Source organism: Paenibacillus peoriae KCTC 3763, from assembly GCF_000236805.1.
Taxonomy (GTDB): Bacteria; Bacillota; Bacilli; order Paenibacillales; family Paenibacillaceae; genus Paenibacillus; species Paenibacillus peoriae.
This window is the reverse complement of the sequence record NZ_AGFX01000031.1, coordinates 47049-60995: the sequence shown is the minus strand read 5'-3', so window position 1 is coordinate 60995 and position 13947 is coordinate 47049. Positions and strand designations below refer to the sequence as shown.

13 protein-coding genes are annotated in these 13947 nt (G+C 46.5%); 5 read left to right on the top strand and 8 right to left on the bottom strand.

Annotated elements, in window-relative coordinates; all coding sequences use genetic code 11:
• Positions 1-131: 131 nt before the first annotated feature.
• From KQI_RS0117590 to KQI_RS0117560, 7 genes are all read right to left on the bottom strand, one after another.
• Positions 132-1442 carry an MATE family efflux transporter gene (locus KQI_RS0117590; RefSeq protein ID WP_010348166.1) on the bottom strand — a complete coding sequence of 437 codons (1311 nt, stop codon included), beginning with the start codon at positions 1440-1442 and terminating at the stop codon, positions 132-134.
• Complete coding sequence (locus KQI_RS0117585) at positions 1409-2251, bottom strand: ABC transporter ATP-binding protein (protein ID WP_010348165.1); 843 nt, start codon at positions 2249-2251, stop codon at positions 1409-1411. Before KQI_RS0117585 ends, KQI_RS0117590 begins: the two co-directional genes overlap by 34 nt.
• Entirely contained in the window at positions 2244-3077 is an 834-nt protein-coding gene (locus KQI_RS0117580; protein WP_010348164.1) for an ATP-binding cassette domain-containing protein, read from the bottom strand. Before KQI_RS0117580 ends, KQI_RS0117585 begins: the two co-directional genes overlap by 8 nt.
• A gap of 7 nt (positions 3078-3084) precedes the next feature.
• Positions 3085-3939, bottom strand: a complete 855-nt coding sequence (gene nikC, locus KQI_RS0117575; protein WP_010348163.1) for a nickel transporter permease — start codon at positions 3937-3939, stop codon at positions 3085-3087.
• Positions 3936-4880, bottom strand: coding sequence for a nickel ABC transporter permease (gene nikB, locus KQI_RS0117570; RefSeq protein ID WP_010348162.1), 945 nt, complete (start codon positions 4878-4880; stop codon positions 3936-3938). The genes nikC and nikB overlap by 4 nt, the downstream gene beginning before the upstream one ends.
• A 1-nt stretch (position 4881) precedes the next feature.
• On the bottom strand, positions 4882-6423 hold the full coding sequence (nikA, locus tag KQI_RS0117565) for a nickel ABC transporter substrate-binding protein (RefSeq protein ID WP_029390214.1): 1542 nt from the start codon (positions 6421-6423) through the stop codon (positions 4882-4884).
• A 177-nt stretch (positions 6424-6600) separates the two neighbouring features.
• Positions 6601-8064, bottom strand: coding sequence for a DHA2 family efflux MFS transporter permease subunit (locus KQI_RS0117560; RefSeq protein ID WP_197536399.1), 1464 nt, complete (start codon positions 8062-8064; stop codon positions 6601-6603).
• Positions 8065-8201: 137 nt separating this feature from the next.
• Here KQI_RS0117560 and KQI_RS0117555 point away from each other — a divergent pair, with 137 nt between their 5' ends.
• Both KQI_RS0117555 and KQI_RS0117550 read left to right on the top strand, forming a co-directional pair.
• Complete coding sequence (locus tag KQI_RS0117555; protein ID WP_010348159.1) at positions 8202-8771, top strand: TetR/AcrR family transcriptional regulator; 570 nt, start codon at positions 8202-8204, stop codon at positions 8769-8771.
• A 190-nt stretch (positions 8772-8961) separates the two neighbouring features.
• Positions 8962-9213 carry a YolD-like family protein gene (locus tag KQI_RS0117550; RefSeq protein WP_007432418.1) on the top strand — a complete coding sequence of 84 codons (252 nt, stop codon included), beginning with the start codon at positions 8962-8964 and terminating at the stop codon, positions 9211-9213.
• A 106-nt stretch (positions 9214-9319) separates the two neighbouring features.
• Here the strand turns inward: KQI_RS0117550 and KQI_RS0117545 are convergent, their stop codons facing one another.
• Positions 9320-9616, bottom strand: a complete 297-nt coding sequence (locus tag KQI_RS0117545) for a DUF3817 domain-containing protein (protein ID WP_010348158.1) — start codon at positions 9614-9616, stop codon at positions 9320-9322.
• A gap of 216 nt (positions 9617-9832) precedes the next feature.
• On the opposite strand from KQI_RS0117545, the gene KQI_RS0117540 reads away from it, so the two are divergent.
• The 3 genes from KQI_RS0117540 to KQI_RS0117530 all read left to right on the top strand — a co-directional run bounded on the left by KQI_RS0117540 (position 9833) and on the right by KQI_RS0117530 (position 13903).
• Positions 9833-11707: a fibronectin type III domain-containing protein gene (locus KQI_RS0117540; RefSeq protein ID WP_010348157.1), complete on the top strand. Its 1875-nt coding sequence runs from the start codon at positions 9833-9835 to the stop codon at positions 11705-11707.
• Between the two features lie 319 nt (positions 11708-12026).
• Positions 12027-13256, top strand: coding sequence for a sensor histidine kinase (locus KQI_RS0117535; protein WP_010348156.1), 1230 nt, complete (start codon positions 12027-12029; stop codon positions 13254-13256).
• Positions 13253-13903, top strand: coding sequence for a response regulator (locus KQI_RS0117530; RefSeq protein ID WP_010348154.1), 651 nt, complete (start codon positions 13253-13255; stop codon positions 13901-13903). Before KQI_RS0117535 ends, KQI_RS0117530 begins: the two co-directional genes overlap by 4 nt.
• The last annotated feature ends 44 nt before the right edge of the window (positions 13904-13947 follow it).

Below are 13947 nucleotides of genomic sequence, written 5' to 3'. Positions count from 1 at the left end.
GCCTTTGCCTCCGAATTTCTACCCTGAAATTATAATCAGGAAATTTGGAGGCAACAGCGATCGTAAGAATGATCCGTCCGCGTAGCTGTCATAGAAGCACGCATTAACGCGTTCGTCAGCACTATAAGCTGCTATACCCTCTTCAATCGAGGCAAATAGATCACAAGAAATAATGACCTTCCCAGAGCAAATATGATAAAGGAAAGCCATAGTCCATGATTACCATAGTGGGGAACACACCAGAAGAGAGCAGCTAAAAAGAAGACCAGCGAAATCAGCATGGAATTACGGATCGGATACGTTACTGTCATCCCCGTAAACACACCATAGAATACCAGCCCCAGCCCGGCAGCCAGCGGAAAGACGACAAGCCATCCATTGTATGGACCTGTCAGGCTAATCACTGTAGCGTTATCTGTGAACAGCTGGATAAGCGGCTCCTTCAGTGCTAAATACAGTCCGCCTGATACCACGCTGGTGAGCAGTGTCCAGAACCAGGACAAGTGGATCACTCTTTGCAGCATTTTCCGATCTCCGGCACCACGAGCTTGTCCCGTCATGATGCTGCTGGCATTGGCAAATCCGTCAAAAAAATAAGCCATAATGTAATGGATTTGCAACAAAATAGCATTGGCAGCCAGTTGATCGGTTCCAAAGCTCGCGCTATGTGATGTAAACAGATTGAACATCGTCAGCAGACAGGCTGTACGAATCATAAGGTCAAGATTCGTTGCCATGACACTTTTCAGCTCTGAGGCTCCAAACCAGTCCTGCCAATCTTTTTTTCCACTCTGCCGCCATTCTCTCCAGACCGAGGAACGAAGTACAAGAATAGAACCGAGCACACAGGCGAGAACCTCTGCGATGAGTGTAGCGCTTGCCACACCGGCTACGTCCCATTGCATGATTTGTGTGAACGCAAGGGCCAATACCATATTGGTCACATTCATCGTAATTTGCAGAAATAAGGTTGCTTTCACGCGGGATAATCCCATTAGCCAGCCGAGCAGCACATAGTTTACCAGCGTAAGCGGCGCTCCCCAAATACGAATGTTAAAATATATCGCTGCCTGAGCAGCTACATCCTGAGCAGGATGGATTAACTGTAAAGAGGCCAGCAGGATCGGCTTTTGCAGTATAATGAATAACCCGCCGATCAGTAAAGCGATGACCAGTGGGCGCATGAGCGCAGCTATGCTCTGATCCTTATTTTGAGCCCCCGCAGCCTGTGCGGTAAAAGCCGATGTGCTGACGCGCAGAAAGCCAAACATCCAATATAAAGTATTAAAAATAAGAGTACCCACAGCTACACCACCCAAAAAGGAGGCATGACTCAAATGACCGATTACCGCCGTATCCACCGCACCGAGCAGTGGGGTTGTAATCGTCGAAAGAATTAAAGGAATCGCTAAAGTAAGATAGGCTCGGTGGGTAGGCAACATGTTGAAAAAACCTCCAGTAAAGATTGGGTATAGGGATGGCGATCAGACTGGAATAGAGCTTCCTTGGCAAAATCCTCAAGTACACGGCCATCTTTCATGACCATAATCCGGTCACTCATGAAGTGCACAGCCGCCAGATCATGGGAAATGAACAGATAGGCCACTCCCAACTCATCCTGTAGATCCTTGAGCAGATTTAAAACCGTCGCCTGTGTCGTCACATCCAGACTTGCCGTTGGCTCGTCGAGCACGATAAAGTCCGGCTCTGTGCTGATTGCGCGCGCAATGGTTACGCGCTGTTTCTCCCCGCCGCTGAGCTGATGCGGGTACTTATCCATATAGCTGGCTGGGAGCTTGACCCTACCGAGTAGGTGTGCTGCTATTTTTCGACGATCCGAAGGCATGCCCTTCATATAGAAGGGGACATAGCCCTTAAGCTGATCCAGCGGTTCCAGCAAGGATTGTAGAATGGTCAGTCTGGAGTTTAAAGCTGCTGCGGGATGCTGAAATACCGCACCCAGCCTGCTGCGTAACCGTTTTAACTCATTTTGCTTTAATCCCCGGACCGTTTGTCCATCCAGCATAAGCTCACCTTGATCAAACGAGTCCAATGTTAAAATGCAGCGAGCCAGCGTGCTTTTGCCACTGCCGCTTTCTCCGACAATGCCCAAACATTCTTGGGGTGAAACCGACAGAGAAACATTGTGCAGCACCGTCTTGCCTCCGGCAAAAGCCTTCGTCAAACCGGAGATGGTGACAACAGGATTAGATGTGTGTACATGTTGCAGAGAGGAGACGTGATCATCCATGTAAACTGCTCCTTTCTGGTGTGATTTGTTCTTCGGTGCTATGCGGTAAACGTGCCGGAGCATTGGGGGCCAGCGGCGGAATCGCCGCCAGAAGGCGACGTGTATACGGATGTACCGGATGATCCAGCACCACTTGTGTCTCGCCGCTCTCGACCAGCGAGCCAGTACGCATCACCGCGATTCGATCCGCATACTTGCGGACATGGCGGAGATCGTGAGTGATCCATAGGACAGATATCCCGGTTTCCATCCGGATTTGGTTGATGAGCTGGAGCACCCGGTGAGCTGTCAGCGTGTCCAGCGCGGTTGTTGGTTCGTCGGCAATCAGAAGCTGTGGCTTTAGCAACAATGCGGCCGCAATAGCCGCTCGTTGCAGCTGACCACCGCTGAGCTGGAACGGATAGCTGCGGTATACCCGCTCGGCAGAAAGCTGTACGTGCTCAAGGACCTCTATACAGCGCTGTTTACGCGCATTGCGATCTGGACAGCCATGAGTGTGCATTAGCTCGTCCAGTTGACTGCCTATTCGCAGAAAGGGAGTAAACGCTCCGTGATAGTCTTGAAAAATATACGAGATTTCATTGCCAAGCAAGGAACGTCTTTGTTTGGCGGACAAGGTCAGCAAATTGTTGCCCTTCCAGGCAATAACCCCGTGCGCTGTAAAAGAAGAGGGGAGCAGCCCGCCGATTGCGGAAGCCGTCATGCTTTTGCCGCTGCCGCTTTCTCCGGCAAGGGCAAACCACTCCCCCGGACGAACGGCGAGCTCCAGTTGATCTACAACGATTTTTGCTTTTGATCGAATCGTTAAGCCTTCAATAGACAGCATATACGGCTCACTCCTCCGTCCGTGTTTTAACATCATATTGGTCACGCAGCTTGTCCCCCAGCATATTCGCCAGTAGCACCGTGAGCACGACAGCCATTCCGGGAACCAGCATCAGATGGGGAGCCATTTGAAAATATGCTCGTCCTTCATTCAGCATGGCACCCCATTCGGGTATCGGCGGTTGCGGACCTAAGCCTAAAAAGGACAGGGAGGCAATCATTAAGATGATTTTTCCAATATCCAGTGCAGCCAGTACCAGGACATTGCCAATCGCATGGGGCAGAATATGCCGCATGACAATTTGCAGGGAGGATGTGCCTGCCAGTATAGATAACGAAATATAGTCCTTTTGCTTTTCAGCGAGTACGGTACTGCGTACCAGCCGTGCATAACTGACCCATTTTACCGCCGTCACCGCGAAAATAAGATTCATCAAGCCAGGCCCGAGCAGACCGCTCAACACAATCGCAAAAATATAATCGGGTAATGTCATGAAAGCATCGACCACTCGTTTGAATATACGATCAACCCATCCCCCGACAAATCCTGACAGCAGGCCGAGCGGAACCCCGACAACCAGTGAAACGGCCAAGATCAACAAGCTGGTTCCGACAGTCGTTCGAAGTCCTGTCATCACTCTTGATAGCACATCTCTGCCCAAATGATCGGTTCCCAGCCAGTAGGCCGCACTGATCGGCTGAAGCCGATTCCCCATCTGAATACGGTACGGATCTTGGGGAGCAAGAAGCGGAATCACTGTAATTGCTGCAAGAATGAGCAGGATAGAAAGCAGCGCAATCCAAGTTCTGGACCGTTGCGGACTGACGAACTGCCTGCTTTCCGCATGAGAGGATTTTATCATGATTGACGTTTCTCCTTCAAAACTATTTCGGGATTAATCCAACGGTAGGATAGCTCTACCGCCATATTGATACATACAATGAACACGGCCATAAACAGTGTATAGCCCTGAATAATGGGATAATCCCTTGCGGCAATTGCATCCACGATCCATTTCCCCAGCCCCGGATAGGCGAATAGCACTTCAATTACAACCGTACCTCCCAATAGGCTGCCTATGCTCTCACTGAATACGGTAATGAGTGGAACAAGACTGTGCCGGAACATATGTCTGAAAAAAATGCGAGCCGGACTGATTCCCCGGGCTTGCGCTGCCTTGATAAAATCTTGTCCCGAGCTTTCAATTAGACTGGCGCGGATCATTCGTACATAAACGGCTGCCATCGCCAGTCCCAAGGTGAGAGAAGGGAGTACCAGATGAAAAATGGTTCCTTCACCCATAGACGGCAAAATTCGCAGTTTAACTGCAAACCACTCGATAAACAAGAGACCCAGCCAAAAGCTGGGAATCGAGGAGCCAATTAAGGCAAACATACGACTGGCATTGTCAATCCAGCGGTTGCGATACAGCGCAGCCATCGTTCCCATCGGAAGCGCAATGAGCAGCATAAGGAACAGAGAGCCACCGGTCAGCAGGAGGGTATAAGGCAGTTTTTCCATAAACTCTGCAAATACCGGACGATGGGTTAAATATGACTGTCCAAAATCAAACTGAAGCAACTGAACCAGCCACTTGCCATATTGCACAGGTAACGACTGATCTAGTCCGAGCTGGCTGCGCATATCCGCAATTTGCTGATTGGACACAGCTACATCATCTACCCGGAGAATGCTGCGGACAGGATCGCCCGGAACCAGCTTGAGCAGACAAAAGCTTACAAAGGAAAGAACAAGAAAGAACAATACCAGTTCAAGCAGCCTTTTGGCGATGGATTTGAGCATGCTAGTCCACATCCAGGTCCTGGGTCAGCAGATAATACTCACTTTGGCTTGTTACCCAGTTATGTACGTAATTGCGGTAGGCCACTACGTTGTTCGGATGAACGAGAAAGGATTGCAGGGTTTCCTGATCAATCATCGAGACAGCCTCCAGCGCCAGCTTGCTGCGCTGTTCTTCATTCACCGCCCTGTTCAGCTTCGTAATCAAAGCCTCCAATTTCGGCAAGTGCACATGTCCGTAATTCAGTGCTCCCTCAGGCATGTAAGCCGCGTTCAAAAAATAGCTTGCGTCGCCACGCGGAGCGGTAATGCTGCTGTAAGTTGCCAAATCCCAATCCTGATGAGCGGCAAGATATTCGTCGATATTATCGACCTGCCGGATATCAATTGTAATACCGAGCTCCTTGGCGTTAGCCTGGATTAGCTGTGAAATGAGCGGAAGCTCCGCCCTTGACTGATAGGTCAATAACGTGAGATGAAGCGCTTGTCCATTGGGCGCTTTTACTTTGCCGTCTTGCACTGAATATCCAGCTTGCTTGAAGCTGTCTCGTGCAGCGCTCAAATCAAACTTTTTCATAGCATATGCTGGTGAAAAAGGAAAGGCGGACAGGAACGGACCCTGAGCGGGAGTCCCCTGACCAGACATGATGCCATCAGCAATCTCATCACGATTAATGAGATAATCGAGGGCTTTGCGCACAGCCGCCTTTTTCAGATGGCTGTTGTTCATATTGTAAATGAGCTGATGCGTTCGCAGGCTGGGCAGAGAGTCCACCTTAACCGTGGAATCGGCTTTTAGCAGGTCCAGACTTTCAATCGGCGGACGATATACAATGTCAGCGTCCTTGGCTTGAAAAGCAAGCTGACGCGCATTGGCGTCTTCGTTAAATACGAACTTGGCCTGCTTCAATTTCACTTCACCATTCCAATATTGATCGTTGCGCTCCAGATTCAGTTCACTTCCGGCACGAAAACTCGCGGCCTTGAACGGCCCCGTCCCTGATGGAAGGGCATCTGTTGAGGAAGTATCTATGACAGCCGTATTGGGGTGAACCAGCTCAGACGCAAATTCCGGGAAGGGCCTGTCTGTCGTAACCTTCAATATCTGTCCATTCGCCTGGATGTCACGAATATGCAGCGCATTTTTAACTGAGGGGCTGAGTTTTTGCGCTCTTTCCAGAGACGATTTTACAGCCGCGGCATCAACGGACTTACCGCTATGGAATTTCACGCCCGGACGGATGTTAAAGGTCCAGTGCTGTCCATCCTTGCTGTTCCATTTCTCTGCAAGCCAAGCTTCCAGCTTGAGGTCTTTGTTCACTTTGACCAGTGTTTCACCCACTCCAGCGCGGACGGCTGTATAGTTCACATCCGTATGCGGATCTATAGAGGAGCTTTGTACATTGAACAATAAGGTGACACTTTTATTTTGCGGTGCGTTAGCAGCAGATGGAGAGTGTGAACCTGATGGAGATGATGAGCAGGCTGCTACCATCACCGCTATGACTGCAGGTATGAATAGCTTCAAATACGGACGTTTAAACAACTGGTGATCCCCCTTAATAGTAATCGTAATTTTTACAATTTACTTCATAAAGCATATCGTAACCAAATGGGGGAGCTTTGTAAATATGTAATTGCATGAATATGTATATCGATTCATAGAGAAAAAGGCTGCTTGACCGTGGAAATAAGGTCAGCAGCCTTTACTGTGGGCTTTCAATTAGTGCATCGGAGCTTGAGCTGCTCCTTTTTTGACATGAACTCTGCGGATAAAGAAGGCAATGAATAGGCCGATCACACTGACAATCATGGCAAAGAAAAATGAATGCTGGGATCCAAATACCATGGCATTCGCCATTTCGTTTACGGATTCAGGCATACTGGATTGGCTCAAATAGCTTTCCATGCCTTTGGAGAGAATGCTTACTGCTATGGCTGTACCAATAGCACCAGCAACTTGCTGGAGCGTGCTCATAATGGCTGTTCCATCCGGGTAAAGCTCCAGAGGCAGCTGGTTTAGACCATTCGTCTGAGCTGGCATCATGATCATGGATATCCCGATCATCAGGCAGCAATGAAGCACAATAATGAGTACGATAGCGGATGTCGTCGTAATGCCGGACAGGAAAAACAAAACAGCGACAACGATCGCAAGCCCCGGGATGACGAGCCATTTGGGACCGAATTTATCGAACAAGGAGCCCATAATGGGAGACAAGAGACCATTGATAATCCCACCTGGCAGAAGCACCAAACCTGCTGTCAAAGCGGACAGGGCCAGCCCTTTTTGCAAAAAGAGCGGAAGAATTAGCATCGTAGAAAGGATGGTCATCATACACAGGAAGATCATCACGACTCCGATGACAAACATCGGATATTTAAAAACACGCAAATTCAGCATTGGCTGCTTCATTTTTAACTGGCGCATGGAAAACAGAATCAACGCGATCAACCCGATGATCACAGGAAGCAAAACAACCGGGCTGGCCCAGCCTTCGCCGCCTTCTCCGGATTTACTGAAACCGAACACGACACCGCCGAAGCCGATGGAAGACAATAGGATAGATAAAATGTCAATTTTCGGCTTGGTAATTTTCGAAACATTTTGCATAAAGAAAATACCGAAGATTAACGAGAATACCAGGAACGGAAGGGAGATCCAGAAAATCCAGTGCCAGGACAGATTTTGCAGCACCAATCCTGCAATCGTAGGCCCAACCGCAGGTGCAAACATAATTACCAATCCGATGATCCCCATCGCCGCGCCTCTCTTTTCAGCCGGGAAAATAATCAAGATGGTATTAAACATCAACGGCAATAACAGCGCCGTACCAACGGCCTGAAGAATGCGTGCGATCAATAGCACTGAGAATGTAGGTGCAAGCGCAGCAACAAGACAACCTGCAATTGAAAATAGTAACGATGCAACAAACAGCTGTCTTGTCGTGAAGGTTTGCAGCAGCAATCCAGATACAGGCACCAAAATACCAAGTGTCAGCAGAAAAGCTGTAGTCAACCATTGGGCTGTTGCTGTCGTAATGTGCAAAATCTGCATTAAATCATTCAACGCAATGTTCAGCGCCGTCTCACTAAACATTCCGATAAAACCACTAAGCAGCAGGGCAATCATAATAGGCAGCACCTTGAACGTTGTGGGTTCAGAAGGAGTGCTTGTTTGACTCATTGTACTCATGTTGTTTTTTGTTCCTCCAATATATTGATGGGTATTGAATTATAACGATCGGTCTATATATAATAAACATGCTGTTATTTTTTTGTCAAAGTAAAAATTTAAATATTATACAATGAAGGATGCTGTATATGGCTGCTAAACCCGAATCATATGAGAATATCGTACAAACCGCGTCGAAGCTCTTTTTTCATCAAGGGTATCACGCTACTGGGCTTAATCAGATTCTTGCAGAAAGCGGGTCCCCGAAGGGGTCTCTATACTATTATTTCCCGCGTGGTAAAGAAGAGTTGGCGTTGGAGTGCATTAGAAGAGGGAATGAGCTTGTTAAACAAAAATTGAAGAAGGCTCTGGCAGGGAACGATGATCCCGTACTGGCCATTCAGGATTTTATTCGCGAAACAGCTGAGGACGCAGACCGTAACGGCTTTAGCGGATTCATACCCTTTGGCTTTTGGGCTGCTGCAGAAACTTCCTGTATTAGTGAATCTCTTCGCTATGCCTGTGTGAATACGTTTACAGATTGGCAGCATATTTATACGGAACGCCTTCAGGCAGCAGGCTGGATGGAAGAAAAGGCGCGTAGTCTGGCGGTGCTTATTATTTCCATGTTGGAAGGTGCTTTAATCCTGGCGGTTACTCAACAGAGCAGTGCACCCATTTATAATGTAGTGGATTATATTCCACAGCTGATCAAATAACCAGAACCTTCAAAACGCTCCGAAACAAGCTCTAACAAATGGCTTTAGAGAGTCGATTTTCTTGTCTTGAGAAATCGGCTCTTTTTATGTACCATGGATGAGATTTGACTCAGATTACCAGCACCAAATGATGAAAAGTATGGTAAAATGGAATGAATTTGATTTTGCACGAAAGAGAGGGTGAATGCAAGTGGCAAAGGCGAAGGTGGCCAAACGGCCTACTCGGGATGAATTTGTGCTGGAGGAAATCGGAAATCAGCTTGTAGAAGCGCAACAAGAGCAATCCGAAGTTGTATTGACCGTATGGGGGCGTGAAGAAGCAGTCCGCGGACAGATTGTCAAAATGGACCCAAGAACGGGAAGAGTTCATGTAGAGAATAATGGTGAAACGGATAAGGTTCCTTTTATGGATATTATGAGTGTCAATTACCCGAGAGATTAGTCTAGCTTACATAGTTAAGTAGAAGGGAAACCTAAAAAAGTAGCATTTTTCAATCTCTATTCAAAAAACAACCGAGTGGTTTGAAGCCATCGGTTGTTTTTTTGCATCAGGATTCGGCTTTCTTCAGCACCTTACGATCAAAAATGAAAGGCCCAAATGGTAGCAGTGAGGCAATCAAGGCCATAAGTCCTTGCAGTATTGTTATTTTCCGTAAAATCAGCATGACCACAGTCGCGGCCACATAAGCCACGAACAGTACCCCATGAATCATCCCCACCCAGCTTACCATTTGCGGCATCCCGGCTGCGTATTTAAGAGGCATGGCGATACATACGAGCAGCAAATATGAAATCGCTTCAATATTACCGATGGAACCAAAGGTTTTAAATGCATTTCTAAACATAATAAATCTCCTTTCTTTTATTATTTAAAATTTAATATAACTCACAAACCGATGCTATAAAACGGTAAAAAGTTACGATATATTGAATATTTACAGCATATCCAAGGGGCTGTCTGAGTCTTCGCCTGACATCAAATAAGGTGAGCCCTAAACATTCTCTATGATAATTCCGATAACATTTAAATGAACATGTAACCATTAAGGAGAGCATTGACCATGAATAAAAAGCGTTTGCGCCAATGGATGGCTCCGTTCGCAACGGCTACACTGATTTTAAATACGGGATATGGCATCTGGGGAGAAACAGAGGCGTTGGCGAGCCAATCCGCTGCTCTGAGTGTTGCACCAGCGGAGGTAAGCAATCTGAATGCGGCTGCGTTAGATACAACAAGAGTGAATTTGTCTTGGACTAACCCGGCGGACATCAATTTTGATCATGTACAGGTGGTCGGTGTCAGTAACGATGTGTATGTAGACAACATTCGAAGTAACTCTTATACGTTGAGTGGCTTACAGCCGAATACTTCATATACCTTCCGGGTAAAGACGGTGAATAAAAGTGGAAATGGTTCTCCGGGAACTATAATACAGGCCAAGACTGCTTCCGCGGATGCTCCTGTAGATAAGACACCTCCAGGAGAGGTAAGCGGACTGAGCGTGGCGAATTTGGGGTACAACGCTTTTACCGTAAATTACATAATGCCCAAGGATGCAGACTTGAGCCAAGCTATTATCTATTTAAATGGCAGGGAAATGCAGCGAACTACAGGGACATCCTATACGTTCAGTGGATTAATTGCGTCTACAAACTATAACGTAACGATCAGGACTATAGACAAATCCGGCAACATATCTGGAGGCATCAGTATTCCGGTTACGACCTCAGCGCTCACCGTCGATACTGTGCCAGAAGTGACAGGAGCTTCAGTGACATCAGTTAATAACTATAGCGTTACTGTTTCCTGGACGAGACCTAGCGGAATTAGTACGGTCAGTTTATATCGGGACGGATCACTGATTACAGACTCAACAGGAACGTCTTACACATTCAACAATCTTTCATCAAATACGTCGTATTCGTTTACGATTAAATCCAAGCGCAGCACAGGTGCATTGTCCTCCGGTGTGAGGCTGACGGCTACAACGAACAGCACGTCCTCCAATTCGTCGGAAGTATCCAATCTTGATGTAGATAGCAAGAGTGATACCTGGATCAAAATCACCTACGATATGCCGAGTTCGGCTGAAAAAGTAAAAATATATGCTGATGGTGACTACAAGGGGACTACATCCTCCGAATCCTATAAGATTACGGGTTTGCGTGAAGGACGCTGGTATGAGATTAAGGTTACAACGGTAAATAGCAGTGGTAGAGAGTCCAGCGGGGTAGAGGTGTCGGAACGCACAGATGGTTATTCCTCGTCATCGTCATCGTCGTCATCCTATTCATCGAACTATGAGAAAGCAAGAGATTTGATGCGAATTGCGGAAAACAGTCTGAATGCTTCCGACTGGCGCTCTGCCAGAGACGTAATCAGTGATCTGCCGAGCGGGACACGTAAAAGCGACCTGCTGGATCGGCTGGAAGCTATTCGCAATAGAGCGATTGGTACCAGTAGTTCATCGTCCGGGACGAGCACTACGACAACCACTTCCGGTACGACGTCCTCAAACTCTAACAATGTGGTTTCCTCATATTCAACTTCGTTCACCCTGACACCAGGAGCTAAAACAGCTTATGTCGATGGTCGTGCTACGACGATGGCTCAGGCTCCGCGAATCATAAATGGGGTAACGATGGTCCCGTTGCGCTTTATCAGTGAACGGGTGGGCTACCAGGTAAACTATGATAAAGCGACCAAGAAAATCATCATGAATCGCCCTGATGACGGCAAACAAGTGGTGCTTCAAGTCAAGAATTCGACCCTTGCCGTGTATGAATTAAACAACTCCCGGAATTACTCGACGAACATCACAGCGCCAATTATCGTTAACGGCTCTACACTGGTTCCACTGCGAGTAATTAGCGAGCTTTCGGGCTATCTGGTAAACTATAACGCTGCATCCAAACAAATTACGATTAAAAAATAAAGGCTTCTGTACTTTGGACTCTGTTTCGAGAAACCCGGGCTTATTTCAATAGCCCTGGGTTTCTTTTTTTTGAAGATACTGTTTGGATACTTCGAACAGTCGTATTATGAAACCCTGCCTTGAAAGAGTCTTAGCGGATTGCAAAAGTTTCTGACGTGTTTATATATTTTGCCCGAACGTACACTCGTCTTCGCCCGTGTGTACGTTTTTTTTAACTCCATTATTTTGTAAAATAGCTTGAGGATTCGTTTTATTTTTTGAACTAAGCGGCAAAATGATAAAATATATAAGTTGAACCAAAGAAATAAAGAGGTGGAGTATGGACAAAGAATCCAATGAACATGATCAAGGTGTTAACTTGAAGATAAACGATGGCGAAAGTGATCGACTTGGCACATCCAGAGCTCCTATTATTATATGGATCATTTTAATTCATAGTGAAGGACTTATATTTCAAAATAAATATACACCACTACTGTTTCAAAGTATTTTGTTCTCCTTGGTCATGATTGTGCACGTACTTTTGTACTGGCATGTTCGTAAAATTCTACACTACTGTTCATGGTTTTATTTTATTATTCAAGGAGCCATCATCTTTTCAAGCGCCTTTCTTCTGCCTAAAAGTTTTCCAATTGTGCTGGTTGGATTAACACCCGTTTTAATCGGTCAAAGCATAGGTGTTTATTATCAAGCGAAAAAAGTTGTATTGATGTTTTTTAGTCTCTATCTGCTATTTTGTTCTTACATGATATGGAGTTACGATAGCAATAGCTCCGTGTTATTTATTTCGCTGCTCATTCTTATAGCTATTGTTGTGGCTGCCTACGCTAATCTTTTCTATAAGCAGGTCAATGCGCGCATTCGTACCCAAAACTTTCTTGCTGAGCTGGAGCTTGCACATCAAAAAGTGGAAGAGCTTACGTTAGCCAACGAGCGGCAACGCATGGCCCGGGATTTGCATGATACCTTGGCTCAAGGTCTTGCCGGGCTTATTATGCAACTGGAAGCCATAGATGCTCACCTGACAAAAGGCAGTGCGCAGAGAGCTCATGAAATCGTTCAGCAGTCCATGTCACAAGCACGCAAGGCGCTGGCTGACTCACGACGGGCAATAGACAATTTGCGCTCAAAATCAGCCTCGGAAGTCGACTTTGCTGATGCAATCCGGGAAGAAGCACAACGTTTTACGATGGCTACCGGAATTCAAACATCACTGGATATCAAGATTAAAGCCTCGGTATCCAGGTTGATGATTGAGCATGGGCTACACATCATAAGTGAATGTCTGACGAATGTAGCCAGGCATTCGCATGCCAAGAACGTATGGATCTTTATTTTAGATCATCAAGGTATACTTTCTATAGAGATTCGTGATGATGGAAAAGGATTTAATACAAATATCATTGCAAGACAGCCAGGACATTACGGATTAATAGGCATTCATGAGCGTGCACGCTTGCTGGGCGGAATCATCAAGATCAACAGCACAGCTCAAGAAGGAACAACTGTTAAACTAGAGGCACCCCTTGCTAAAGGAGACATTGTATGAAATATAAAATTTTAATCGTAGATGATCATTGGGTGGTTAGAGAAGGGCTAAAACTGGTTATAGAGACAAATGACAGCTATGAAGTGGTTGGTGAAGCAGAAGAAGGGGCAACAGCACTGGCCCTGGTTGAGGAGCTTCAGCCAGATGTAATCCTAATGGATCTATATATGCCCCATATGAGCGGACTAGAGACGATGAAAGCTTTAAAAGAGAGGCAAAATGAAACGCCCGTTATTATCCTGACCACCTATAACGAAGATGATTTAATGATTCAGGGGCTATCCTTGGGGGCGAAAGGATATTTATTAAAGGATACCAGCCGTGAAAATTTGTTTCGGACGATTGAATCCGCATTAAGGGGAGAGACACTTCTTCAGCCGGAAATTACGGCCAGAGTTTTTGCTAATACAAGCAAGAAAGAACCTGAGCGTGAGCAGCGTGAAGATACTTCGATCCTGACCGAGAAAGAAATACTCATATTACAGTCCGTTGCACGGGGGCTTAGGAGCAAAGAAATAGCGTTCGATATGGGGATTTCAGAACGGACTGTGAAAGCACATTTGACGAACATTTACAACAAGCTCGGCGTCGATTCCCGATCCGAAGCGGTAGCCGTGTCTCTGGAACGAGGCATCCTGCATCTTTAAAAACAGGAAATCTCAAAAAATATAGGTATTTCGATCTGCCCGAT